The organism is Lysobacter sp. DMC97 (assembly GCF_056313745.1).
Map to the genome: position 1 here is coordinate 608,519 of NZ_JBQUZR010000001.1, position 23,605 is coordinate 632,123.

Consider the following 23,605-nt stretch of genomic DNA (forward strand, 5'->3'; position numbering starts at 1 on the left):
CCGGACCGGGGAAACCCGTGCCCGGCGCAGGTCAGCCGTGCTCGTGCGCAGGGGCCGCGGCGGCCTCGCCCTGCTCCAGCCGGTCGAGGAAATCGACCGCGCGGCGCAGGTGCGGGATGACGATCGAGCCGCCGACGACCAGCCCCACCGAGAACGCCTCGAACATCTCGTCGCGATGCACGCCGGCCTCGCGGCACTGGGCCACGTGGTAGCTGATGCAGTCGTCGCAGCGCAGCACGAGCGAGGCGACGAGACCCAGCAGTTCCTTGGTCTTCACGTCCAGCGCGCCGGGCTGGTAGGTCTGGGTATCGAGCGCGAAGAAGCGGCGCACCACTTGGTTCGGCTCGGCCAGGATCCGTTCGTTCATGCGCTTGCGAAACGCGGTGAAGGCGGCGACGCGATCCTGTTCGCTTGCCTGCTCACTCGCCTGCCCGGTGCCGGCATCGGCGCTCATGCGGCACCTCCGGCGAGCAGCGGCTCGAACTGGCCGGCGCGGTGCATCGCCATCATGTCGTCGAAGCCGCCGACGTGGACGTCGCCGACGAAGATCTGCGGCACGCTGGTGCGGCCGGTGCGATCGACCATGCGCTGGCGCTCGGCGGGGTCGGTGTCGATCCGGACCTCGCTCCACGTCAGGCCCTTGCTCTTCAGGAAGTTCTTGGCCGAGATGCAGTACGGACAGATGGCCGTCGTGTACATCGTGATCGGCGGATGGGCGGCGGTGTTCAAGCGGGGCTCCTCGCGGCGGCAGGCGCCGGCGTTGGCGGCGGACTGGGCATGATGGGGGGCGGTTCCGGCCATTTCCAGCCGGACGGCATGCGTGGACAGGCAACACAACGATCCACCGAAGAGAGGCCTGCGCCCGGGAGAACGGTGCGCGGACGAGCCGGATCGACCCGGTCATCCCGGTCGGATTAACAACGCATTCACGCCTGCGTCGGCCGCAGGCGTCATCCTGTCGCCGCAATCCCCGTCCTGGATCGTCCCATGCGCCTGCCGGTCGCCATCGCCGCCCTCACCTTCGCGCTCGCCGCTGCCGTCGCCCCGGCGCAGGAGACGAAGCTGCCGGACATCGGATCGTCCGCGAACGAACTGCTGAACCCGGCGAAGCAGGCCGAGTACGGCAGCATGATGCTGGCGCAGCTGCGCCACTACGGCTACATCCTCGACGATCCGCTCATCGACGGCTGGCTGCAGTCGGTGGGTCACCGGCTGGCGGCGTCCAGCGACAAGCCGCAGCAGCCGTTCACGTTCTTCCTGATGCGGGATCGCCAGTTCAACGCCTTCGCCACGCTCGGCGGCTACGTCGGCGCCAATGCCGGCATGGTGCTGGCGGCGGAGAGCGAGGACGAAGTGGCCGGCGTGCTCGCGCACGAGGTCGCGCACGTCACCCAGACCCACGTGCTGCGCGCCGCCGAACGCGCGCAGAAGGACAGCGTGCCGATCCTGCTGGCGATGCTGGGCGCGATCGCGGTGGCGCAGTCCGCCGGCGGCAATTCCTCGGGCGACGCCTCGATGGCGGCGATGGCCTCCGCGCAGGCGTTGATGGCGCAGCGGCAGATCGACTACACCCGCTCCAACGAGTCCGAGGCCGACCGCCTCGGCATCCAGACGCTGGTCCGCGCCGGCTACGACCCGCAGGCGATGGTCAGCATGTTCGAACGCATGCAGGCGATCTCCCGCGTCAACCAGGGCGGCGAGCGCGAGCGTACGCCGGGCTACCTGCAGACCCACCCGGTCACCACCACCCGCATCAGCGAAGCCAAGGCCCGCGCCGAGACGCTGGCGGCGAAACCGCCGTCGTTCGACGCCGGCGGCGGTCTCGGCAGCAATCCGCTGCTGCCGCCGGGGATGCGCGTCTCCGGCGCGCCCGCCGGCGCCGACGCGGTGCAGTTCGGCTGGGCGCGCGAACGCATCCGCGTGTTCAGCGCCGACACGCCCGTCGAGGCCGTGCGCGAGTACGAGCGCATGCGCAAGGCCAGGCCGCTCACCGACGCCCAGCGCTACGGCCTCGCCCTCGCCCACGATCGCAACGGCGACTACCCCGGGGCGAGGAAGGAACTGCTCGCGCTGCTGGCCGACCATGCGAACGACCCGTGGGTGGTGATCGCGATGGCCGAATCCGAGGCGCACGCCGGCGATTTCGCCGCCGCCGACAAGCGCATGGACGCCCTGCTCGCGCGAATGCCGCAGCACCGCGCCGGCAGCCTCAGCTACGCGCGCATGCTGGCCGAGCGCAACGACGTCGAGTCCGGCCGCCGCGCGCAGGCCGTGCTGCGCCCGCTGCTGGTCTCGGCGAAGGACGACCCGATCTTCCAGCAGACCTTTGCCCGCGCCTGCGAAGTAGCCGGCGACCCGGTCCGCGCCGGCGAGGCCTATGCCGAGGCCGAAGTGCTGAACGGCCGTCCGGAACGCGCGCTGGTGCAGCTGAACACGCTGCTCAAGCGGCCCGAGGTCGACTATTACGCCCGCGCCCGGATCGAGGCCCGCATCGCCGAGATCACGCCGTCGGTGCTGGAACTGCGCCGCCAGGGCGTGCGCGACGACGAGCTCGAACGCCGGCTCTGACGCAGCGCCGGCTTCTTCGCCGCCGGCGCTGACGCGGCCGTCGGCGGGCATGTTGCGGCGGAGCTTCCGTCGTCACCGTCCGGTCACAAAAGTGTCGTCTACTGTGCCCTGCGCCCGGTCGCGCCCTCAGCGACCGGCCTTCCCCCGCAGTGGACCACGCCGCAGCCCATGCAGAAGCGCATCCTCATCGTCGACGACGAACCCGCGATCCGCGACATGGTCGCCTTCGCCCTGCGCAAGGGCGAGTACGAACCGATCCACGCCGGCGACGCCCGCGAAGCGCAGGCCGCCATCGCCGAGCGCGTGCCGGACCTGATCCTGCTCGACTGGATGCTCCCGGGCACCAGCGGCCTCGAACTGGCCCGGCGCTGGCGCCGCGACACCCTGACCCGCGAGATCCCGATCATCATGCTCACCGCCCGCGGCGAGGAGAACGATCGCGTCGGCGGGCTGGAAGCCGGCGTCGACGACTACGTGGTCAAGCCGTTCTCGGCGCGCGAACTGCTCGCCCGCATCCGCGCCGTGCTGCGCCGCGCCCGCGAGGACGACGAGGACGGCAGCGTCCAGGTCGGCGGCCTGCGCATCGACGGCGCCTCGCACCGCGTGTTCGCCGGCGAGACCCAGGTGCAGATCGGCCCGACCGAATACCGCCTGCTGCACTTCTTCATGACCCATGCCGAGCGCGTCTACACCCGCAACCAGCTGCTGGACCACGTCTGGGGCGGCAACACCTACGTCGAGGAGCGCACGGTCGACGTGCACATCCGCCGGCTGCGGCGCGCGCTGGAGCCGGTGCAGCTCGACGGCATGGTGCAGACCGTGCGCGGCGCGGGCTACCGCTTCTCCGCCACGCTCTGAGCGCGCCGGCCCCGACGACGATTGCCGGTAGACTGCGCGGATGCCGACCGACGCCCGCTCCGCGTGGTTCAGGACCCTGGGCCAGCTGGTGCTGGCGCTGGCGGCCGGGCTCGCGCTGGGCGTCGCGATCGGCCAGCCGTGGCCCGTCCTCACCGCGACCGCGCTGGGCGTGGTCGCCTGGCACTACTGGAAGCTCCGCCGGCTGCTGCTGCGGCTGACCGCCCGCCAGCGCGAGCTTCCGCCCGAAGGCGGCGGCGTCTGGAACCAGCTCGACCGCCTGCTGCACCGTCGCCAGGAAGAGGTCCGCGGACGCAAGCGCCGCCTGATCGCGATGCTCCGCGCCTACCGCGCCGCGGCGACCGCGATGCCCGACGCCATCGTGGTGGTCGAACGCAACAGCCAGCGCATCCAGTGGTTCAACGAGGCCGCAACCCGCCTGCTCGGCCTGCGCTATCCGCGCGACCTCGGCGCCTCGCTGGGCGATCGTCTGCAGCCGCTGCCGGTCGCGCACTGGCTGGCCGCCGGCCGCCATGCCGAACCGCTGACCGACACGCCCTCCCCGGTGCATCCGGACCTGCGCCTGAGCCTGCGCCTGATCCCCTACTCCGACGAACTGTGGCTACTGGTCGCACGCGACGTGAGCAAGGTGATGCGGCTGGAGCAGATGCGCCGCGACTTCGTCGCCAACGTCTCGCACGAACTGCGCACGCCGCTGACCGTGGTCCACGGCTACCTCGACATGCTTGATCCGGAAGAGAAGCCGGACTGGGCGCCGATGCTGGGCGAAATGCAGCGGCAGTCGCAGCGCATGACCCAACTGGTCGAGGACCTGCTCACGCTGTCGCGGCTGGAAGCGCAGGAAGCGCTGCCCGAGGAAACCGTGTCGATGCCGTCGATGCTGGCCTCGCTGCGGCGCGAGGCCGAAGCGCTGAGCCAGCGCCGGCACACCGTCACCGTCGAGGACGCCGCGGGCGTCGACCTGTGGGGCTCGACCAAGGAACTGCACAGCGCGTTCTCGAACCTCGTCAGCAACGCGATCCGCTACACCCCGGCCGGCGGCAGCCTCCGCATCCGTTTCCTGCCCGAACGCGACGGCGGCGTGTCGCTGGCGGTCGAGGACACCGGCTACGGCATCCCCGCCTCGCACCTGCCGCGCATCACCGAACGTTTCTACCGCGTCTCCACCAGCCGCTCGCGCGAGAGCGGCGGTACCGGCCTCGGCCTGTCGATCGTCAAGCACGTGCTGAACCTGCACCAGGCGCGGCTGGAGATCGAGAGCGAGGTCGGCCGCGGCAGCCGCTTCGCCTGCCGCTTCGGCCGCGAGCGCGTCCGCGCGCGCGAGCCGCTCCCCGCCAACGCCCATTCCGACGAATCCGCATGACCTCCCGCCGTTCGCAACGCCCGCCCGCCCGTCCGCAGACGCCCGCCCCCGAGGTCGTGCAGGACGCCGATCCGCTGCGCGACACCGGGCTCTACCTCAATCGCGAACTGTCGCAGCTCGACTTCAACTTCCGCGTGCTGGCGCAGGCGCAGGATCCGTCGGTGCCGCTGCTGGAGCGGCTGCGCTACCTGTGCATTTCCTGCACCAACCTCGACGAGTTCTTCGAGATCCGCGCCGCCACCGTGCGCCACGCACTGGACTTCGGCATGCCGCTGGCGGCCGACGGCATCCCGCACGCCAGCCTGCTGCGGCGCATCCATGATCGCGCCGCCGAACTGGTGCGCGAGCAGTACCGCTGCTTCTACGAGGACGTGCGCCCCGCGCTGTTCGACGCCGGCGTGCGCCTGCTCCAGCGCGAGCAGTGGTCCGAGGCGCAGAGCGCGTGGCTGCGCCAGTACTTCCTCGACGAGATCATGCCGGTGCTCTCGCCGCTGGGCCTGGACCCGTCGCATCCATTCCCGAAGATCCTCAACAAGTCGCTGAACGTGGTGGTGGTGCTGGAAGGCCGCGACGCCTTCGGCCGCGAAGCGCACCTGGCGATCGTGCGCGCCCCGCGCTCGCTGCCGCGTATCATCCGCGTGCCCGACGAGGCCACGGACGACGAGCGCAACCGCGACTACGTGTTCCTGTCGTCGATCCTGTCCGAGTTCGTGGGCGAGCTGTTCCCCGGCATGAAGGTCAAGGGCGCCTACCAGTTCCGGGTGACGCGCAATTCCGAGCTGATCGTCGACGAGGAGGAAGTCGAGAACCTCGCGCTCGCGCTGCGCGACGAACTGCTCGGCCGCGGCTACCTGCGCGCGGTGCGGCTGGAGATCGCCGAACAGTGCCCGCAGGACATCGTGCATTTCCTGCTGCAGAACTTCGACCTGCCCGAGAACGCGGTGTACCGCATCAACGGCCCGGTCAACCTCAACCGCGTCGTGCAGGTGTACGACCTGGAAGACCGTCCGGACCTGAAATTCCCGCCGTTCCAGGCGCGCAACCCGCTGGAAGGCGAGTCGGTGTTCGCGCGCGTCGCCGCCGGCGACCTGCTGCTGCACCATCCGTTCGACGCGTTCTCGCCGGTGCTCGACCTCATCCGCCAGGCGGCCGAGGATCCGAACGTGCTGGCGATCAAGCAGACGCTGTACCGCGCCGGCCGCGATTCGCCGATCGTCGAACACCTGATCCAGGCGGCGCGCAACGGCAAGGACGTGACCGTGGTGGTCGAACTGCGCGCGCGCTTCGACGAGGAAGCCAACCTGCGCCTCGCCGATCGCCTGCAGGACGCCGGCGTGCAGGTGGTCTACGGCGTGGTCGGCTACAAGACCCACGCCAAGATGCTGCTGATCGTGCGCCGCGAAGGCCGCACGCTGCGCCGCTACACGCATCTGAGCACCGGCAACTACCACGCCGGCACCTCGCGCGCCTACACCGACTTCGGCCTGATCACCGCCAACCCGGACATCGGCAGCGACGTGCAGCAGATCTTCCAGCAGATCTCCGGCCTCGCCCCGGCGATCAAGCTGCGGCGCCTGCTGCAATCGCCGTTCACGCTGCACGACGGCGTGCTCAAGCGCATCGAACGCGAGACGAAGCATGCGCTCGCCGGCAGGCCGGCGCGGATCATCGCCAAGATGAACGCGCTGAACGAACCGCAGGTGATCCGCGCGCTGTACGCCGCCTCGCAGGCGGGCGTGGAGATCGATCTGATCGTGCGCAGCGCCTGCACCCTGCGCCCGGGCCTGCCCGGCGTGTCCGAGCACATCCGCGTGCGCTCGATCGTCGGTCGCTTCCTCGAACACAGCCGCGTGTGGTGGTTCGGCAACGACGGCTCGCCGGAGCTGTTCTGCTCCAGCGCCGACTGGCTGGAGCGCAACCTGCTGCGCCGGGTGGAGACGGGCTTCCCGATCCTCGACCCCGAACTGGCCAAGCGGGTGAAGACCGAATCGCTGGACAACTACCTGCGCGACACCCTCAACGCCTGGGAGCTGCTGCCAGACGGCAGCTATCGCCGGATCGCGCCGGACGACGCACATCCGCCGCATTCGGCGCAGGCGACGCTGCTGGGCGTGCTCGGCCTTTGACGGCGTCGATCGCAGGGTCGATCGCGCTGTCGATCCGACCATCGTCGAGGGCCTGAAAACGGTTCCGTTCGGGCCGGCGTGTTGGTAGTCTGCGCGGCATTCGCCGGCGTACGCGCCGGCCTGCCCCAGAAGGCCCCCGCTTGAATCGATCCGCCGCCTCCGGCCGCGCGCCCGCCCTTCCGTTGCAGGAAGGCGCCCTGCTCGCCGCCATCGACCTCGGCTCGAACAGTTTCCACATGGTCGTCGCGCGCAACGTGCTGGGCCAGCTGCGCACCATCGACCGCCTGCGCGAGACCGTGCGCCTGGCCGACGGCCTGGACGAACGCGGCGGCCTCTCGCCCGAGGCGCGCCAGCGTGCGCTGGACTGCCTCTCGCGCTTCGGCGAACGCATCCGCGACTTCCCGCCGCACGCGGTGCGCGCGATCGCCACCAACACCGTGCGCGCGCTGCGCCAGCCGCAGGTCTTCCTGTCAGAAGCCGAAGGCGCGCTCGGCCACGGCATCGAAGTGGTGTCGGGCCGCGAGGAAGCGCGCCTGATCTACCTCGGCGTGGCCCACGCGCAGCCGCCGAAACCGGCGCAGCGCCGACTGGTGATCGACATCGGCGGCGGCTCCACCGAATGCATCATCGGCTCCGGCTTCGACGCGATCGAACGCGAGAGCCTGCAGATCGGCTGCGTCGCCAGCACCCGCCGCTTCTTCCCGAACGGCAAGCTGTCGAAGAAGCGCTGGAAGGAAGCACTGACCGAGATCGAGGCCGAATTCCAGCAGTTCGCGGGCCTGTACCGCGCGCTGGGCTGGCAGGAGGCGATCGGCTCGTCCGGCACCAACAAGGCGATCGGCGAGATCTGCGCGGCGATGAAACTGACCAAGGGCGCCGTCACCGCCGAGGCGCTGCCGGTGGTGCGCGACCGCCTGCTGGCCGCCGACCGCATCGACGCCATCGACCTGCCCGGCCTGCCCGAGGATCGCCGGCCGATCATCGCCGGCGGCGTGCTGGTGCTGGAGGCCGCGTTCGAGACGCTGGGCCTCAAGCGCATGCTGGTCAGCAAGGCCGCGATGCGCGAGGGCGTGCTGTACGACATGATCGACCGCGGCGGCGCCGACGACCCGCGCGACGCCTCGATCGACGCGCTGATGCAGCGCTACGGCATCGACCGTGCGCAGGCGCAACGGGTCGAAGACACCGCATTGCGCCTGTTCGACCAGGTCGAACCGCGCTGGAATCTCGGCGACGACAAGCGGCGCATGCTGATGTGGGCCGCACGCGTGCACGAACTCGGCCTGGCGATCGCGCACAGCCAGTACCACGTGCACGGCGCCTACGTGCTGGAGCATTCGGACATCGCCGGCTTCTCGCGCCAGCAGCAACTGTTCCTCGCCGCGCTGGTGCGCAACCATCGCCGCAACGTCTCCAACAAGCTGCTCGAAGCCCTGCCCGATCGCCTGCTCGCGCCCGCACGACGCTGCGCCGCGCTGCTGCGACTCGCGGTGCTGCTGCACCGTTCGCACGAGGCGGAAACCATCCCGCGGCTCGAACTGCGCTGCGGCAACGCCAGCCTCGCACTCGCGCTGTCGCCGGCGTGGCTGGAAGAACGCCCGCTGCTGCTGTCGGACCTCGTGCACGAACCCGAAGGCATGGCCGGCCTCGGCATCGAACTGAAGCTCGAAAGCTGAGCCCATGGCCGGCGGCCCGGTGTTCGACAAGGCGGCGTGGCTCGCGTTGCTGCGCGACGCGCTGACCGAACCGGTGGTCGATGTCGAGGCCATCGTGCGCCGCATCCCCGGCAAGGCCGACCGCCGCGGATTCCGCGCGTTCGTTGCGAGCATGCAGCCGGGTGACGTGCTCTGGCACTGGGAACACATCGACGATCGCAGTCCGTTCGGACACCACAACGCGGGCTGGTGCATCGTGCGCGACGGCGACGTGGTCGACGGCCTGGCCGACTGAGCCCGCGCCCGCGTCATCGCGCCGTCACGACGGCGCCACCATCGGTTCATCCCGCCGCCACCGATGTTTCATCGCCACCGCGCAGACTCTGCGAAACCGGAGTCCGCGCATGCGCTACGCGATCGTCACCGAAACCTGGGCCCCCGAGATCAACGGTGTCGCCCTGACCGTGCAGAGCCTGGAAGAAGGCCTGCGCGCACGCGGACACGCGGTCGAACTGATCCGCCCGCGCCAGCAGCGCGGACAGCGACCCGCGAAGCACGAACGGCTCGTCGCCGGCCTGCCGCTGCCGCGCTATCCCGGCCTGCGGTTCGGCCTGCCCGCGACGGACAAGCTCGTCGCCGCCTGGCATTTCCAGCGCCCGGACGCGATCTACGTGGCCACGGAAGGCCCGCTGGGGTGGTCGGCACTGCGCGCCGCACGCGCACTGCGCATCCCGGTCGCGACCGGCTTCCACACCCGCTTCGATCGCTACATGCGCGACTACGGCGTGCCGTTCATGGCGCCGGTGGCGCTGGCGTGGATGCGCCGCTTCCACAACGCCGGGCAGGCGACGCTGGTACCGACCGAAGCCCTGCGCGAGGAATTGCGCGGCCTCGGCTTCGCGCATCCGACGCGCCTCGCGCGCGCGGTCGACACCACGCACTTCCATCCGCACCGGCGCGACGACACCCTGCGCGCCGCATGGGGCCTGCGCGCGGAAGACCTCGCGGTCGTGCACGTCGGGCGCATCGCCGCGGAGAAGAACCTCGATCTCGCCGTGCGCGCGTTCCGCACCCTGCAGCGCGCGCTGCCGTCGGCGCGGTTCGTGTGGGTCGGCGACGGCCCCGAACGCGCGCGGCTGGAACGCGAGCATCCGGATTTCGTGTTCTGCGGCATGCAGCGCGGCGAAGCGCTGGCGCAGCATTTCGCCAGCGCCGACCTGTTCCTGTTCCCCAGCCGCAGCGAGACCTACGGCAACGTCACCCTGGAAGCGATGGCCAGCGGCATCCCGACCGTCGCCTTCGACTACGGCGCGGCGCGCGAATGCCTGCGCGACGGCGAACACGGCGCGGCGGTGGACGATCGCGACGACCATGCCGACGATGCCTTCGTCGATGCCGCCGTGCGCATCGCCACCGATCCGGCCCTGCGCGCGCACATGCGACTGGCCGCGCGCGACGCGGTCTCGATGCTGCGCCCCGAACGCGTCGCCGCGGACTTCGACGCGATCCTGCAACGCCTCGCCCACGCCCACGCGGAGCCGCGTCATGACCGCGATCACGAACCCGATCTCGCTGTGGCATCGCCTGCGGGCGAATGAATCGCGCTGGTGCCTGCGCGCCAACGCACTGTGCGACCGGCGCACGACGCTGCGTTTCTTCGCCGCCGTCAGCCGCCTCGGCGACGGCGTGTTCTGGTACGCGCTGATGGCGATGCTGGCGCTGTTCGGCGGTACCACCGGACGCGCAGCGGCGCTGCACATGATCGTCGTCGGCGCGGTGTCGCTGGTGCTCTACAAGGCGCTGAAGGCCGGCACCCGCCGCCCGCGCCCCTGCGCCGCCGACCTGCGCATCCGCGCCCGCGTCGCGCCGCTGGACGAATTCAGTTTCCCGTCCGGCCACACGCTGCACGCGGTGGCCTTCACCATCGTCACCCTCGCCTACGTGCCCGCGCTCGCCTGGCTGCTCATTCCGTTCGCCGCCAGCGTTGCGGCTTCGCGCGTGGTGCTGGGCCTGCACTACCCGAGCGACGTGCTTGCCGCGACGGGGCTCGGCAGTGCGCTGGCGGCGGGGTCGTTGTGGGTGCGCGAGGATGTGGTGGGGTTGCTGGTCTGAGCCTGCATCACGGATTCAAATGCATCGATCGTGGATGCGACCATCGCATCCTCACGTGCCTGCAACACAGCCCGGAATCTTTTCCGCGCTGGCGCGCGGGTGACTTTCTTTGGCGCAAAGAAAGTCACCAAAGAAACACTCAGGTCCAAGGCAAATCTGCCCGCTGGATCGTGACTGGGCTTTTTCGACGAGGCGTCCTGCCTCGTCGAAAAACGGCGGACTTCCTGTCCGCCGCCCTCCGGGGCTCCAATTCGGGATGACACGTCGCCTTGGAAAGCGCACCAGGACGAACAGGCCGTCCGCGCATTCAGCCCATCACTTCGATCCGAGCCTGCCGCAGTGCCGGTGCCAGTTGCCCCGCCCAATCGCGATCGTTCGCGACCTGCGCCTGCGCGCGGCTATCGGCGAGCGCGTACGGGTCGCAGTCGGCGCAGGCCCAGCCGTAATCGCCGTCGGTGATCACGAGCAGGCCGTCGGCGGGCAGGCCGACGTCCATCGGCGCGTACAGCGTCGCCTCGCCGGTGTTCACGTCGAGCGCCGGGCTCCACGGCGCTTCGCCGGCGGTCACCGCCTTCGCGACGAAGGCGCGGTTCTCCAGCGCGCGTGCGAGGCAGCCGACGCGCACGCGGGTGGCGCCGGCGGCGGTGTCGGTGCAGCTCGGCACCAGCAGCAGCCGCGCACCCGCTTCGCACTGCGCGCGCACCGGCAGCGGGAATTCGATGTCGTAGCAGATCGCGATGCCGGCGCGGACACCGTCAAGCTCGAACACCTTCAGCATGTCGCCGCCGTCGATGACGCCGGTCTTATTCTCGAAGCCGGTGAGCTGCAGCTTGTCCTGCCAGGCGTGGCCGCCGTCGGGCGAGAAAAGATCGGCGCGATTGCGATGGCGCCCACCGCCGACATCGAGCAGGAACGTGCCGGCGACGAGATACAGCCCGTGCGTGCGTGCCAGCCCAGAGAACAGGTCGATCCACGCCGCGCGATGGCACTGGATCGCCGCCAGCGACGCGTGCAGGTCGCCCGCGATGTCCGGTGCGAACGTCGCGCCCAGTTCCAGCGACAGGTATTCGGGCAGCACCGCGACGCGCGCGCCGAGCGCGGCGGCCTCGGCGATCCAGCGCGCCTGCTTGGCGGCGAATGCGTCGAACGTGGCCGGCGCGTCGATCGGATACTTCGCGACCGCGATCTTCATGCCTGCGTCTCCTGCGCGAGCGGGCGCGTCCAGAACGTGAGCCCGTGCTCGATGTCGCCGCGGTCGAGTTCGTTCCAGTGCAGGCGCACGGTCATGCCCGGGCGGCGCACGTAGCCGCGCTTCGTCCAGAACGTCTCGTTGCCGCGATGACCCGGCGGGCGGCGCGGATCGTCGTCGGCGCGATCGACGGCGCAGAACGCGGCAAGGTCGAAGCGGCCGAGCGCGCGCGCATGCGCCTCGCGATGATCGAAGAAGGCATGGCCGATGCCGCGCCCGCGATACGCCGGCAACAGCACGGATTCGCCGAAGTAGAAGACCTGCGCCGCGTCGAGGCCGGCGGCGTCGAACGGCGCTCGGAACTCCGCAGTGTCGTCGACCAACGGCAGGCCGGTGGAAGCACCGATCACCACGTCGCCGTCGAAGGCGAGCACGAACACGCTGTCGGGCGAGATGGCGTAGGCGTCGAGGTATTCGCGTTCGTACGCCGGATCACCATCGTAGAGATACGGCCAGTCGCGGAAGACGGCGATGCGCAGCGCGGCGACGGCGTCGAGGTGGCGGCGCATGTCGGCGCCGGAAAAACGGCGGATGTCGGTGACGGTCTCGGTCATGCGCCGATTCTAGACCGCCCGAACGCCGGAACGCCGCGGCCGCCCCGGGCATTCGCCCGGAGCGGCCGCAGGTCATGCCTCAACGACCGGAACTGTCCCGATGCGCCAGCGTCACGCCCTGCCGCCAGTCCGCACGCACCGCGTAGTCGATGGCGAGGCCGTCGCCGGCGTAACGGTAGTCGAAGCGGCAGAGGCCGGCGTCGGCCGCCGGATCGAGGCCGTGCGCCGGCAGGCCGCGCGCACGCAGGTCCTCGATCACCATCGCCCGCGCCTGCGTCTCGACCAGCCCGCAATCCTGGCGCAGCGTCTCGCGGTACAGCGTCCAGCTGGTGATGCCCGCGGTGGCGAAGAACAGGCCGCAGAGCATTGCGACGAAGTGCCCGGACAACGTCTTCATGCCATGCGCTCCGGTCAGGCGGCCGGCATCGGCGGCGGGGTCTCGCGATTCGGCGTCGCGCCGCTACCGATGCTGTACCAGTCGATGCGACGGGTGACGACCATGATCGCGGCCAGGATCAGGAACAGCAGGCCCGCACCGAGCACCATCGCGTTGTCCTCCGAGATCAGCAACCCGTACAGCACGGCGTAGAGCGTGGTCAGCATCGCGGTGAAGCCGAGGCCGCGCAGCCACGACCGCAGCACGTGGCTGACGTAGTAGCCGAGCAGGCCGATGCAGGCCGCGCTGGCGGCAAGGTAGGCCTGACCGAAGGGGATGTGTTCGGACAGCGCGACCAGCAGCAGGAAGAAGATCGCCAGCGCCAGCCCGACCAGGCCGTACTGCACCGGGTGGATGCGCAGCAGCTTGATCAGTTCGAACATGAAGAAGCCGACGAAGGTCAGCAGCACGAACAGGATGCCGTACTTGGTCGCACGGTCGGCCTGCGAGTAGATGTTGACCGGCTCGACCAGCGACACCGACACCACGTCCAGCCCGGTGTCGCCGCCGCCCACGTCGCCAAAGCCGATCGCGCCGAGGTTGGGCAGCGTCTTGCCGCCGAGGTACTGCGCCTGCGCGTTGGTCGCGAGCGACGAGACTTCCCACTCGCCATGGAAGCCGGCATCGCCGATCGACTGCTTGCGCGCCGTGAACGAGCCGTTGAACTGCGGATGGCGCCATGCGGAATCCAGCACCACGCGGTTGCGCTGCGCGAGCGGCGCGATCGCGAGCGTCTCGGTGCCTTCCAGCGAGAATTCCAGGGTCGCGTCGAACTTCAGCGTCGTGCCGGCGGTCGGTGCGGCGAGCAGCGCATGCAGGCCGCTGCCCTCGCGCGCGCCGAGGCCGCGTTCCAGCGGCACTTCCGCGCCGTCGACGCGCAGCTTCTGCAGGCCGACGAGGCCGCGCACGTCGCCGATGCCGTACATCAGCCACGGCTGGCCGAACTTCGTCGGCAGTTCGGGATTCTCGTCGGCCGGGATCTTCGCCGCGAACGCGGCGGAGGTGACGTCCTTCAGCTCGTACCTGCGCACTTCGTGCAGGCCGATGAACCGGCTGTGCGGCGTGATCACGCCCTTCACGTCCATGGTCTCCGGGAAGAACACCCATTGCCCGGGCTCGCCCTCTTTCTTCACCTTGCGGATGACCACGCCGTCCTTGTTCTTTTCCTCGACCTCGATCGTCGGGACGTAGGGCACCACCAGCACCGGACCAACCAGCGACTGCGCACCGGCGGCGGAGCGGGTGACGGCGCGAACCGCCTCGTCGCGGTAGGACTGACGTTCTTGGATGGTGCCGCGGATCATCATCAGCGGGACGAGCAGCAGGATGGTCATGCCGACCACCATCAGGGTCTTGAGGAGCAGGCGCATCGCGGCCTCCGTGGTTGGGAACGGAGCCAGTCTCGACAGCCCGCGCGGGGCGGCGATGGCGCTTGCGTGAAGCCGGCGTGAAGCCGGGCGGCGTGGTCACGCCCGAACGCGGACGCTGCTTTCGGTAGAGCGGCCTTCAGGCCACTGCTTTTTTCGTTGTGTCGAGAAGCAGCGGCCTGAAGGCCGCTCTACCAAGCCACTGCTCTTGATGTCATCGCGAAACGCAGCGGCCTGGTGTTCAACAGCCGAAGGCGGGTCAGGCCGCTCTACCGGGCCCGGGAAGGCAACTCAGGCCACCGGCAGCCGCAGCGACGCGACGGCCCCGCCGCCTTCACGATTGCCGAGGGTCGCGCTGCCGCCGTGCAGTTCCACGGCTTCGGCCACGAAGCACAGCCCCAGCCCGCTGCTGCGGCTGCCGCCCGCGGGGCGGGCCAGCGAGTAGAAACGCTCGAACGCGCGATCCAGCGCGTAGTCGGGCACGCCCGGGCCGCGATCCAGCACCTCGGCGACCAGCATCTCGCCCTCGCGCCGCAGCCACAGCTCCACCACGCTGCCGGGCGGCGCGAAATCCGCGGCGTTCTCCAGCAGGTTGAGCAGCGACTGCCGCAGCAGGAAGGCATCGCCGGAGACACGCGCACCGCGCGCCGCCTCGTCCTCGTCGATCTCCAGCCGCAGCGAGCGCTGCGCGAACTTAGGTGCGATCCGCTCCGCGGCCTCGTCGACGATCGCGCGCAGTTCCAGCCGCTGCGGCTGTTCGATCCGCTGCCGGTGTTCCACCGCCGCCAGCGCCAGCAGCTTGTCGATCATCTCGGCCATGCGCTCGCTCTGCGCGTGGATGGTGGCGACGAAGCGGGCGCGGTCGGCCTCGGGCATGGCGCCACCGGCAGATTCCAGCAATTCGGCGCTGCCACGGATCGCGGCCAGCGGGCTCTTCAGTTCGTGGGTCAGCGCATGCACGTACTGCTCGACGTACTGCTTGCCTTCCAGCTTCGCGCGCATCGTCTCCAGCGCGCGGCCGAGGTCGCCGAACTCGCCGGCGCTGTCCGGGGGGCTGGCGCGTTCGCCGGCGGCCACGGCGTCGGCGTAGCGGCGCAGCGCATCGAGTTGGCGCGACAGCCACCACGCCGCGAGCAGGCCGATCGCCAGCGCCACGCCCAGCAGCACGATGCCCCAGCGCAGGATCACCTCCTGGCTGCGCGCGATGAACGGCGCGATGGTCTGGTTGGGTTTGGCGACGGTGAGCACGCCGATGATGCGGTCGCCGCTGGCATCGCGCTGCTTGATCGGCGCGGCGACGTGCATGACCGACGAGGTTTCGTCGTTCGGGTCGGTCTGCGTCGAGCGCGCGCCGTACTTGCCGCGCAGCGTGAGATAGACGTCGTTCCAGCGCGAATAGTCCTTGCCGACGTCGCGGCCGTCGGAATCGAACACGACGATGCCGCGCGCGTCGGTGACGTAGATGCGGGTGCTGACGCGGCGCTTGCGGAAGCCCCAGATGTCGGCGCCGAGGTCGCGGTCGGTCAGCGCGCGCACGTGCGCGGCGAAGCGGCCGTCGTCGATGCGGCCCGCGATCATGTCGTCCGCCGCCTGCTCGGCGAGCAGGTTGGCGGTGTCGACCAGCGTGTCTTCCATCGCCTGGCGCACGCCGGGCTTCACTTCCTGCAGGAACACACGGCCCAGCAGCAGCGCGGCGATCGCGACGATCAGGAAGTAGCCGAGCAGGATGCGGAGGCCGATGCGCATGCGCGTGGCTCAGCGCTCGCCGGTCTCGAGCGAATAGCCGAGGCCGCGATGGGTGCGGATCGGGTCCTCGTCGGGCAGGCCGAGCGCGTCGTCGACCGCGCGCAGCTTGGCGCGCAGCGTCTTCACGTGGGTGTCGACGGTGCGGTCGCCGCTCTCCATCGCGTCGGCCCACACCCGGTCCATCAGCTGCGCCCGCGACAGCACCGCGCCGGGCCGCTGCAGCAGCGCTTCGAGCAGGCCGTATTCGTAACGGGTGAGGTCGAGCGCGCGTTCGCGGTAGCGGATGCGCCGGCCCTCGCGGTCGATCGCGAAGGTGCCGTGCGTGCGCCACGCGGAGGCATCGGCCTGCGCGCGGCGGCGCAGGCGCGCGCGCACGCGGGCGACGAGTTCGCGCGGCGAAAAGGGCTTCACCACGTAGTCGTCGGCGCCCAGTTCCAGCCCGACCACGCGGTCGATCTCGCCGTCGCGGGCGGTGAGGAAGATCACCGGCACCTCGCTGAAGGCGCGGATGGCGCGGCAGACCTCGAAGCCGGTGATGTCGGGCAAGCCGACGTCGAGCACCACCAGGTCGATGCCGCCAGCGCGCAGCCGCGGCACCGCGGCACTGCCGAGGGCAATGTGTTCGACCGCGAAGCCCTCGGCGCGCAGCGCGTAGAGCACGGTGTCGGCGATCGCGGTTTCGTCTTCGACGACGAGGAGGGTGGAGGTCGCGGCCATGGGCGCATCGCGTGGGGACACCGGCATTGTAGGCGGTCCGCGCGGCGGGTTTGGCCTACCATGGCGCTCCCGGTCGCCCTGCCCCGCCTTCGCCGCCCGCGCATGAACTACCGCCACGCCTTCCACGCCGGCAACCACGCCGATGCGCTCAAGCACGTCCTGCTGCTGGCGCTGTGCGACGCCCTGACCGTGAAGCCGGGCCCGCTGTTCGCGCTGGACACCCACGCCGGCGCCGGCGTGTACGCGCTGGGCGACGACGCGGCGCAGCGCACTGGCGAAGCCGAGGGCGGCCTGCTGCGGCTGCTGGCCGCGCCGCCGGCCGATCCGGCGGTGGCACGCTACCTCGACGCCGTCCGCGCCTGCCGCGCCGCCTGCGGCGACGACGCCTGCCCGGGCTCGCCGTGGCTGCTCGCGCATGCGCTGCGCGCGCAGGACCGCATCGCCTGCTGCGAACTGCGCGAGGACGACGCGGCGCTGCTCAAACGCGCGCTGGGCGGCGACGCCCGCGTCGGCGTGCACGTGCGCGACGGCTACGCGGCGATGCGCGCGCTGCTGCCGCCGAGGGTCGACGGGCAGAAATTCGGCCGCGGGCTGGTGCTGATCGATCCGCCGTACGAAGCGCAGCTGGCGGAATTCGACATCGCGCTGGCGGCGATCCGCGACGCGCTCGCGCGCTGGCCGCAGGTCGTGATCGCGCTGTGGTATCCGATCAAGGTCGGCGCCGCGCTGCAGCCGTTCCGGCGCGCGGTCGCGGCGCTGGACGCGAAATCCGCGCTGCTGTGCGAGCTGTGCGTGCGTCCCGACGATTCGCCGCTACGCATGAACGGCAGCGGCCTGGTGGTGCTCAACGCGCCATGGAAATTCGATGCGACCGCGCGGGCGGCGTGCGACGCCCTGCGTGACGTGCTGGGCGAGGCCGGCGCCAGCGCGCGCACCGAGTGGCTGCGCGCGCCGGCCTGAGCGTCCGGATTCCGGGACGATCGACCGAGGTCAGTCCTGGCCCTTGTTGTCCGGCTCGAAGAAGCTCCAGCGGATCTCGGGGAAGCGCTGCTTCACCGCGCGTTCGACCGCGTTGATGCGCTCGACGAGGTCGTCGGCGCTGCTCGCCGGCGCCATCCGCGCCTGCACCGACAGCATCACCTCGTTGCCCAGCTGCAGCGTGATCAGGCTGATCACGCCGGCCACTTCCGGGCGCGCCGCGATGAAGCCGCGCAGTTCCTGTTCGCGATCCGGATCCATGCTCTGGCCGATCAGCAGCGCCTTCACTTCGATCGCCACGAACACCGCCACCACCACCAGCAGCAGGCCGATGGCCAGCGTGCCCAGCGCGTCCCAGATCGGATCGCCGGTGACCACGGTCAGCATCACCGCCGCCAGCGCCAGTGCCAGGCCGATCAGCGCGGCGAGGTCTTCGCCGAAGATCACCACGAGTTCCGCCTGGCGGCTCTCGCGGAACCACTGCCACAGCGAGCGATCGCCGCGGGCCTTCTTCACTTCCTGCAGGCAGGCGCGCATCGACATGCCTTCGGCGACGAGGCCGAACACCAGCACGCCGGCCGCCCACCACCACTGCCGCAGGGGCTCGGGATGGCGCAGCTTGTGCAGGCCTTCGTACAGCGAATACATGCCGCCGACGCTGAACAGCATCAGCGCGACGAGGAACGACCAGAAGTAGATCGCCTTGCCGTAGCCCAGCGGGTAATCGGCGGTGGGCGCACGGCGGGATTGCTTCATGCCCAGCATCAGCAGCAGCTGGTTGCCGCAGTCGGCCAGCGAATGCACGGTCTCGGCCAGCATCGCGCCGGAGCCGGTGAAGAACGCCGCCACGCCCTTGGAACAGGCGATCGCGAAGTTGGCGCCGAGCGCGAAGAGGATGGCACGGGTGGAGTCGCCGCCGGCGGACATCGGGAGGTTCCTTTTCTGGATGCGAAACGACAAGTTTAACAGGCACTTGCAGGCGCCGGCGGGCATGCCGCACGGCGCCGTCCGGAGCCACCGTGCGGCATGCCCGGTGTCCGACGACTGGCGCTTTCCGTCATTCCCGCTGTGCGAAGATGCGGCGGTGAAGCGCGACCGTCTACCGCCCTGGCACGAGTACAAGCAGCTGCTCGACGGCCGGGAACTGTTGATCCGGCCGATCCGCCCCGAGGACGCCGAGCCCCTGCGCGCCGGTTTCACCCTGCTGCGGCCGGACGAGATCCGCCAGCGCTTCCTGTACGCGATCAAGGAACTCACGCCGGAAGCCGCCGCGCGCCTGACCCGGCCGGACCCGGAGCGCGAGTTCGCCCTCGTTGCGGCCGAGCCCCTGCCGCCCGGCCAGGCGCTGATCGGCGCCGTGGCCCGGGTCGCCATCGCCCCGGGCACCCGCGACGCCGAGTTCGCGATCCTCGTCAGCCACTTCATCGGTGGCATGGGCCTGGGCCGCCTGCTGATGCTGCGCCTGGTGCGCTGGGCGCGGCGCAAGCAGCTGCGACGGCTGTACGGCGAGGTGCTGGAGCACAACACCGCGATGCTGGGGCTGGCGCACTCGCTGGGCTTCCACCGCGAGACCGCCGACACGCCGGGGCTGGTGCGGGTGGTGCTGGAGCTGGACGCCGCCCCTGCCGCGGCCGCCGGCCGCGCCGCCGATCGCGACGACGATCGGGCGTGACGGCGCCTCCGGGCGGATCGCTGCGTGCGGCCTGCGCGGGATGACGCGTCCTCCCCGCGGGGCTACCCTGTCCGCCCTCTGCCCTGCCCCCAGACCGTGTCGATGACCGCATCGATGGATGCCTTTTCCGTTTCACTGCTGCCCCGCCCCGGCCAGACCCGCGCGTGGTGGCGCATGCCCGCCAGCGCCAGCGCGCTCGCCTGGACGATCGCACGCGTGGCCCGCACGCACGCCGGCCCGCTGCTGGCCGTCGCCCGCGACAACCAGTCGGCGCACCAGCTGGAACAGGACCTGCGCACGCTGATCGGCCACGACGAGGCGCTGCCGGTCCTGCTGTTCCCCGACTGGGAAACCCTGCCCTACGATCGTTTCAGCCCGCACCCGGACATCGTCTCGCAGCGCCTCGCCGCGCTGCACCGGCTGCCGACGCTGAAACGCGGGGTGGTGGTGGTGCCGGTACAGACGCTGATGCAGCGGCTGGCACCGCCTTCGCACGTGGTCGGCGGCAGCTTCGACGTGAAGGTCGGCCAGCGGCTGGACCTCGACGCCGAAAAGCGCCGGCTGGAAGGCGCGGGCTACCGCAACGTGCCGCAGGTGTTCGATCCCGGCGACTTCGCGGTGCGCGGCGGCCTGCTCGACGTGTACCCGATGGGCGCCGACGAGCCCTACCGCATCGAGCTGCTGGACGACGAGATCGAATCGATCCGCGCGTTCGACCCGGAGTCGCAGCGCTCGCTGGACCGGTACGCCTCGGTGCAGATGCTGCCCGGGCGCGAGGTGCCGCTGGAGGGCGACGCGCTGCGCCGCGCGCTCGACACGCTGCGCGACCGGTTCGACATCGACACCCGCCGCAGCGCGCTGTTCCAGGACCTGAAGGCGGGTCTGGCGCCGGCGGGGATCGAGTACTACCTGCCGCTGTTCTTCGCGCAGACCGCGACGCTGTTCGACTATCTCGACGCCGAGGCGCTGCCGCTGCTCGGCGACGGCGTGCAGGAGGCGGCGGATCATTTCTGGCGCAGCACCGGCGAGCGTTACGAGCAGCGCCGCCACGACATCGAACATCCGCTGCTGCCGCCGGACGACCTGTACCTGTCGCCGGATGCGCTGCGCGAACGCCTGAACCGCGGCCGCCGCATCGAGGTCTGTGGCGACGCGCATCCGCGTCGCGACGACGCACTGCCGCTCGGCGTGCAGCCCGCGCCCGACCTGCCGCTGATGATGAAGGACGCCGCGCCCGCGGCCGCACTGCAGTCGCTGCTGGACGCGTATCCGGGCCGGGTGCTGATCGCCGCGGACTCCGCCGGGCGACGCGAGGCGCTGCTCGACACGCTGCACAGCGGCGGCCTGAAGCCGCAGGTGATCGCGGGCTTCCCCGACTTCCTCGCACCGACCGTCGCCGACGCGACGCTGTGCATCGCGGTGGCGCCGCTGGACAACGGCTTCGGCGTCGACGGCGATCCCGCGAACGCCGCGCCGTGGCTGGTCGTCACCGAGCGCCAGTTGTTCCCCGATCGCGCCGCCCAGCCGCGACGCCGTCGGCGCGCGGGGCGCGAGCCGGAAGCGATCATCCGCGACCTCGGCGAACTGGCCGAAGGCGCGCCGGTCGTGCACGAGGATCACGGCGTCGGCCGCTACCGCGGGCTGATCACGCTGTCCGCGGGCGGCCAGACCGGCGAATACCTCGACATCGAATACGCCAAGGGCGACCGGCTGTACGTGCCGGTGACACAACTGCACCTCGTCAGCCGCTACAGCGGTGCCTCCCCCGACACCGCGCCGCTGCATTCGCTGGGCGGCGAGGCGTGGACGAAGGCGAAGAAGAAAGCCGCGGAAAAGGTCCGCGATGTCGCCGCCGAACTGCTCGAAATCCAGGCCAAGCGCCACGCCCGCGCCGGCCTCGCGCTGGACGTCGACCGCGGCGTGTACGAACCGTTCGCGGCGACCTTCCCGTTCGAGGAAACGCCGGACCAGTTGGCGGCGATCGAAGCGGTGTTGCGGGATCTGTCTTCGTCGCGGCCGATGGACCGCGTGGTCTGCGGCGACGTCGGTTTCGGCAAGACCGAGGTCGCGGTGCGCGCGGCGTTCGCCGCGGCGATGGCCGGCAAGCAGGTCGCGGTGCTGGTGCCGACCACGCTGCTGGCCGAACAGCACTACCGCAATTTCCGCGACCGCTTCGCCGACTGGCCACTCAAGGTCGAGGTGCTGTCGCGCTTCAAGTCGACGAAGGAGATCAAGGCCGAGCTGGAGAAGGTCGCCGACGGCCGCATCGACGTCATCGTCGGCACCCATCGCCTGCTGCAGTCCGACGTGAAGTTCAAGGACCTCGGGCTGGTCATCGTCGACGAGGAACAACGCTTCGGTGTGCGCCAGAAGGAAGCGCTGAAGGCGCTGCGCGCCGACGTGCACCTGCTCACCCTCACCGCCACGCCGATCCCGCGCACGCTCAACATGGCGATGACCGGCCTGCGCGATCTGTCGATCATCGCCACGCCGCCGGCGCACCGGCTGGCGGTGCAGACCTTCGTCGTGCCCTGGGACGACGCGCAGCTGCGCGAGGCGTTCCAGCGCGAACTGGCGCGCGGCGGCCAGGTGTACTTCCTGCACAACGACGTCGAGAGCATCGGCCGCATGCAGCGCGAGCTGGAAACGCTGGTGCCCGAGGCGCGCATCGGCATCGCGCACGGCCAGATGCCGGAGCGCGAGCTGGAAAAGGTGATGCTCGATTTCCACAAGCAGCGCTTCAACGTGCTGCTGTGCTCGACGATCATCGAGTCCGGCATCGACATCCCGAACGCGAACACCATCGTCATCAACCGCGCCGACAAGTTCGGCCTGGCGCAGTTGCATCAGTTGCGCGGCCGCGTCGGTCGTTCGCACCACCGCGCCTACGCCTATCTCGTGATCCCCGACGGACGCAACATCACCGACGACGCACGCCGACGCCTCGACGCCATCGCGTCGATGGACGAACTCGGCGCCGGCTTCACGCTGTCGACCCACGATCTGGAAATCCGCGGCGCCGGCGAATTGCTGGGCGAGGACCAGAGCGGGCAGATGGCGGAGATCGGCTTCTCGCTGTACACCGAACTGCTGGAGCGCGCGGTGCGCAGCATCCGCCAGGGCAAGCTGCCGGGCGTCGACGCACTGGGCCTGGAGCTGGACGAACAGCGCGGCGCCGAGGTCGAACTCAACGCACCGGCGCTGATCCCGGAGGACTACCTGCCCGACGTGCATGCGCGCCTGACGCTGTACAAGCGCATCAGCAGTGCGCGCGATCCCGACCGTCTGCGCGAGTTGCAGATCGAGATGGTCGATCGCTTCGGCCTGCTGCCCGACCCGGCGAAGCTGCTGTTCGCCGTCGCCGAACTGAAGCTGTCGGCGACCGCGCTGGGCATCCGCAAGTTCGATCTCGGCCCTGCCGGCGGCCGCATCCAGTTCGTCGAGAAGCCGTCGGTCGATCCGATGTCGGTGATCCGCCTGATCCAGGGCCAGCCGAAGCACTACCGCATGGACGGCCCCGACAAGCTGCGGATCACGCTGGACCTGCCCGATCCCGCCGAGCGCATCCGCGCGGCACGCGGCCTGCTCACTACGCTGGCGCCGGCGTCATGAACAGGCGGACGCTGCTTTGCGCGCTGGTCGCCGCGTTCGCATCCGTCGCGGGCTGCACATCGCTGCGCGCCGGTGATCCTGCGAACACCACGCATCGCGAAACGATGACGACGTTCGTGCTGGTCCGACATGCCGAGAAGGCGACCGACGATCCGAAGGATCCGTCGCTCAGCGACGTCGGGCGTGCGCGGGCCGCACGGCTCGCGGCGTCCTTCGATGGCATTCCGGTCGCGGCCGTCTACGCCACCGGCTATCGCCGCACGCAGGCCACGGCGCAGCCGACGGCGGAGGCGCACGGCCTGCGCGTGCGCACCTACGAGGCGGGCATGCCGGCCGATGCCTTCGCGGCCACGCTGCGGACGACGCATGCGTCGGGCACGGTGCTGGTCGTCGGCCACAGCAACACCGTGCCGGCGATCGCGTCGGCGCTGTGCGGCTGCGCTGTCGCGCCGATGCGCGACGACGAATTCGATCGCCGGATCACGGTCCGCATCGCGACGGATGGCGTCGCGACGCTCGAAGAAACCCGCGACTGAACGAAAAGGCCCGGCAATGCCGGGCCTTTCGTCGTTCG

21 protein-coding genes are annotated in these 23,605 nt (G+C 70.5%); 12 read left to right on the forward strand and 9 right to left on the reverse strand.

The genetic code is table 11. The features are described 5' to 3' along the window. Positions 1 to 31 precede the first annotated feature (31 nt). Both ACT53Q_RS02240 and grxC read right to left on the reverse strand, forming a co-directional pair. Positions 32 to 454: a carboxymuconolactone decarboxylase family protein gene (locus ACT53Q_RS02240; RefSeq protein WP_476185010.1), complete on the reverse strand. Its 423-nt coding sequence runs from the start codon at positions 452 to 454 to the stop codon at positions 32 to 34. Next, complete coding sequence (gene grxC, locus ACT53Q_RS02245) at positions 451 to 699, reverse strand: glutaredoxin 3 (protein ID WP_476185167.1); 249 nt, start codon at positions 697 to 699, stop codon at positions 451 to 453. The genes ACT53Q_RS02240 and grxC overlap by 4 nt, the downstream gene beginning before the upstream one ends. Before the next feature lie 288 nt (positions 700 to 987). On the opposite strand from grxC, the gene ACT53Q_RS02250 reads away from it, so the two are divergent. The 8 genes from ACT53Q_RS02250 to ACT53Q_RS02285 all read left to right on the forward strand — a co-directional run bounded on the left by ACT53Q_RS02250 (position 988) and on the right by ACT53Q_RS02285 (position 10,700). Then, positions 988 to 2,568, forward strand: a complete 1,581-nt coding sequence (locus ACT53Q_RS02250) for a M48 family metalloprotease (protein WP_476185011.1) — start codon at positions 988 to 990, stop codon at positions 2,566 to 2,568. A 168-nt stretch (positions 2,569 to 2,736) separates the two neighbouring features. After that, positions 2,737 to 3,426: a phosphate regulon transcriptional regulator PhoB gene (gene phoB, locus ACT53Q_RS02255; RefSeq protein ID WP_476170810.1), complete on the forward strand. Its 690-nt coding sequence runs from the start codon at positions 2,737 to 2,739 to the stop codon at positions 3,424 to 3,426. 40 nt (positions 3,427 to 3,466) lie between these two features. Continuing rightward, complete coding sequence (gene phoR, locus ACT53Q_RS02260; RefSeq protein ID WP_476185012.1) at positions 3,467 to 4,807, forward strand: phosphate regulon sensor histidine kinase PhoR; 1,341 nt, start codon at positions 3,467 to 3,469, stop codon at positions 4,805 to 4,807. Then, positions 4,804 to 6,933 carry a polyphosphate kinase 1 gene (gene ppk1, locus ACT53Q_RS02265; RefSeq protein WP_476185013.1) on the forward strand — a complete coding sequence of 710 codons (2,130 nt, stop codon included), beginning with the start codon at positions 4,804 to 4,806 and terminating at the stop codon, positions 6,931 to 6,933. Before phoR ends, ppk1 begins: the two co-directional genes overlap by 4 nt. Before the next feature lie 140 nt (positions 6,934 to 7,073). Beyond that, complete coding sequence (ppx, locus tag ACT53Q_RS02270) at positions 7,074 to 8,609, forward strand: exopolyphosphatase (protein ID WP_476185014.1); 1,536 nt, start codon at positions 7,074 to 7,076, stop codon at positions 8,607 to 8,609. 4 nt (positions 8,610 to 8,613) lie between these two features. Then, positions 8,614 to 8,883 (forward strand): hypothetical protein, encoded by a 270-nt coding sequence (locus tag ACT53Q_RS02275; RefSeq protein ID WP_476185015.1) that lies wholly within the window; start codon positions 8,614 to 8,616, stop codon positions 8,881 to 8,883. Positions 8,884 to 8,992: 109 nt separating this feature from the next. Then, the gene (locus ACT53Q_RS02280) at positions 8,993 to 10,186 is read left to right on the forward strand and encodes a glycosyltransferase family 4 protein (protein ID WP_476185016.1); all 1,194 of its coding nucleotides are present in this window, start codon (positions 8,993 to 8,995) and stop codon (positions 10,184 to 10,186) included. Further along, complete coding sequence (locus tag ACT53Q_RS02285; protein ID WP_476185017.1) at positions 10,134 to 10,700, forward strand: phosphatase PAP2 family protein; 567 nt, start codon at positions 10,134 to 10,136, stop codon at positions 10,698 to 10,700. Before ACT53Q_RS02280 ends, ACT53Q_RS02285 begins: the two co-directional genes overlap by 53 nt. Before the next feature lie 307 nt (positions 10,701 to 11,007). On the opposite strand, the gene ACT53Q_RS02290 is transcribed toward ACT53Q_RS02285, so the two are convergent. The 6 genes from ACT53Q_RS02290 to creB form a co-directional block, all read right to left on the reverse strand. After that, positions 11,008 to 11,892: a carbon-nitrogen hydrolase family protein gene (locus ACT53Q_RS02290; protein WP_476185018.1), complete on the reverse strand. Its 885-nt coding sequence runs from the start codon at positions 11,890 to 11,892 to the stop codon at positions 11,008 to 11,010. Continuing rightward, positions 11,889 to 12,503, reverse strand: a complete 615-nt coding sequence (locus tag ACT53Q_RS02295) for a GNAT family N-acetyltransferase (RefSeq protein WP_476185019.1) — start codon at positions 12,501 to 12,503, stop codon at positions 11,889 to 11,891. Before ACT53Q_RS02295 ends, ACT53Q_RS02290 begins: the two co-directional genes overlap by 4 nt. A 79-nt stretch (positions 12,504 to 12,582) precedes the next feature. Continuing rightward, positions 12,583 to 12,900 carry a hypothetical protein gene (locus ACT53Q_RS02300; protein WP_476185020.1) on the reverse strand — a complete coding sequence of 106 codons (318 nt, stop codon included), beginning with the start codon at positions 12,898 to 12,900 and terminating at the stop codon, positions 12,583 to 12,585. A 14-nt stretch (positions 12,901 to 12,914) separates the two neighbouring features. After that, positions 12,915 to 14,309, reverse strand: a complete 1,395-nt coding sequence (gene creD / locus ACT53Q_RS02305) for a cell envelope integrity protein CreD (protein WP_476185021.1) — start codon at positions 14,307 to 14,309, stop codon at positions 12,915 to 12,917. 288 nt (positions 14,310 to 14,597) lie between these two features. Further along, on the reverse strand, positions 14,598 to 16,052 hold the full coding sequence (gene creC / locus ACT53Q_RS02310; RefSeq protein ID WP_476185022.1) for a two-component system sensor histidine kinase CreC: 1,455 nt from the start codon (positions 16,050 to 16,052) through the stop codon (positions 14,598 to 14,600). Positions 16,053 to 16,061: 9 nt separating this feature from the next. Further along, complete coding sequence (gene creB, locus ACT53Q_RS02315) at positions 16,062 to 16,769, reverse strand: two-component system response regulator CreB (protein WP_476185023.1); 708 nt, start codon at positions 16,767 to 16,769, stop codon at positions 16,062 to 16,064. 102 nt (positions 16,770 to 16,871) lie between these two features. On the opposite strand from creB, the gene ACT53Q_RS02320 reads away from it, so the two are divergent. Further along, entirely contained in the window at positions 16,872 to 17,729 is an 858-nt protein-coding gene (locus tag ACT53Q_RS02320; protein ID WP_476185024.1) for a 23S rRNA (adenine(2030)-N(6))-methyltransferase RlmJ, read from the forward strand. 30 nt (positions 17,730 to 17,759) lie between these two features. Here ACT53Q_RS02320 and ACT53Q_RS02325 read toward each other — a convergent pair whose 3' ends face one another. After that, a complete protein-coding gene (locus tag ACT53Q_RS02325) occupies positions 17,760 to 18,674 on the reverse strand; it encodes a cation diffusion facilitator family transporter (RefSeq protein ID WP_476185025.1) in 915 nt (304 codons plus the stop codon). Positions 18,675 to 18,831: 157 nt separating this feature from the next. Here ACT53Q_RS02325 and ACT53Q_RS02330 point away from each other — a divergent pair, with 157 nt between their 5' ends. From ACT53Q_RS02330 to ACT53Q_RS02340, 3 genes are all read left to right on the forward strand, one after another. Then, complete coding sequence (locus tag ACT53Q_RS02330; RefSeq protein ID WP_476185168.1) at positions 18,832 to 19,419, forward strand: GNAT family N-acetyltransferase; 588 nt, start codon at positions 18,832 to 18,834, stop codon at positions 19,417 to 19,419. A 114-nt stretch (positions 19,420 to 19,533) separates the two neighbouring features. Beyond that, complete coding sequence (gene mfd, locus ACT53Q_RS02335) at positions 19,534 to 23,031, forward strand: transcription-repair coupling factor (protein ID WP_476185169.1); 3,498 nt, start codon at positions 19,534 to 19,536, stop codon at positions 23,029 to 23,031. Beyond that, positions 23,028 to 23,567, forward strand: coding sequence for a SixA phosphatase family protein (locus ACT53Q_RS02340; protein ID WP_476185026.1), 540 nt, complete (start codon positions 23,028 to 23,030; stop codon positions 23,565 to 23,567). Before mfd ends, ACT53Q_RS02340 begins: the two co-directional genes overlap by 4 nt. Positions 23,568 to 23,605 lie beyond the last annotated feature (38 nt).

Coding starts and splice junctions, on each gene's coding strand:
- ACT53Q_RS02280 (WP_476185016.1), top strand. CDS start 8,993: ATGCGCTACGCGATCGTCACCGAAACCTGGGCCCCCGAGATCAACGGT.
- ACT53Q_RS02295 (WP_476185019.1), bottom strand. CDS start 12,503: ATGACCGAGACCGTCACCGACATCCGCCGTTTTTCCGGCGCCGACATG.
- phoR (WP_476185012.1), top strand. CDS start 3,467: ATGCCGACCGACGCCCGCTCCGCGTGGTTCAGGACCCTGGGCCAGCTG.
- creC (WP_476185022.1), bottom strand. CDS start 16,052: ATGCGCATCGGCCTCCGCATCCTGCTCGGCTACTTCCTGATCGTCGCG.
- creD (WP_476185021.1), bottom strand. CDS start 14,309: ATGCGCCTGCTCCTCAAGACCCTGATGGTGGTCGGCATGACCATCCTG.
- mfd (WP_476185169.1), top strand. CDS start 19,534: ATGGATGCCTTTTCCGTTTCACTGCTGCCCCGCCCCGGCCAGACCCGC.
- creB (WP_476185023.1), bottom strand. CDS start 16,769: ATGGCCGCGACCTCCACCCTCCTCGTCGTCGAAGACGAAACCGCGATC.
- ACT53Q_RS02290 (WP_476185018.1), bottom strand. CDS start 11,892: ATGAAGATCGCGGTCGCGAAGTATCCGATCGACGCGCCGGCCACGTTC.
- ppk1 (WP_476185013.1), top strand. CDS start 4,804: ATGACCTCCCGCCGTTCGCAACGCCCGCCCGCCCGTCCGCAGACGCCC.
- ACT53Q_RS02340 (WP_476185026.1), top strand. CDS start 23,028: ATGAACAGGCGGACGCTGCTTTGCGCGCTGGTCGCCGCGTTCGCATCC.
- ACT53Q_RS02285 (WP_476185017.1), top strand. CDS start 10,134: ATGACCGCGATCACGAACCCGATCTCGCTGTGGCATCGCCTGCGGGCG.
- ACT53Q_RS02300 (WP_476185020.1), bottom strand. CDS start 12,900: ATGAAGACGTTGTCCGGGCACTTCGTCGCAATGCTCTGCGGCCTGTTC.
- ACT53Q_RS02325 (WP_476185025.1), bottom strand. CDS start 18,674: ATGTCCGCCGGCGGCGACTCCACCCGTGCCATCCTCTTCGCGCTCGGC.
- ACT53Q_RS02275 (WP_476185015.1), top strand. CDS start 8,614: ATGGCCGGCGGCCCGGTGTTCGACAAGGCGGCGTGGCTCGCGTTGCTG.
- ACT53Q_RS02240 (WP_476185010.1), bottom strand. CDS start 454: ATGAGCGCCGATGCCGGCACCGGGCAGGCGAGTGAGCAGGCAAGCGAA.
- grxC (WP_476185167.1), bottom strand. CDS start 699: ATGTACACGACGGCCATCTGTCCGTACTGCATCTCGGCCAAGAACTTC.
- ACT53Q_RS02320 (WP_476185024.1), top strand. CDS start 16,872: ATGAACTACCGCCACGCCTTCCACGCCGGCAACCACGCCGATGCGCTC.
- ACT53Q_RS02250 (WP_476185011.1), top strand. CDS start 988: ATGCGCCTGCCGGTCGCCATCGCCGCCCTCACCTTCGCGCTCGCCGCT.
- phoB (WP_476170810.1), top strand. CDS start 2,737: ATGCAGAAGCGCATCCTCATCGTCGACGACGAACCCGCGATCCGCGAC.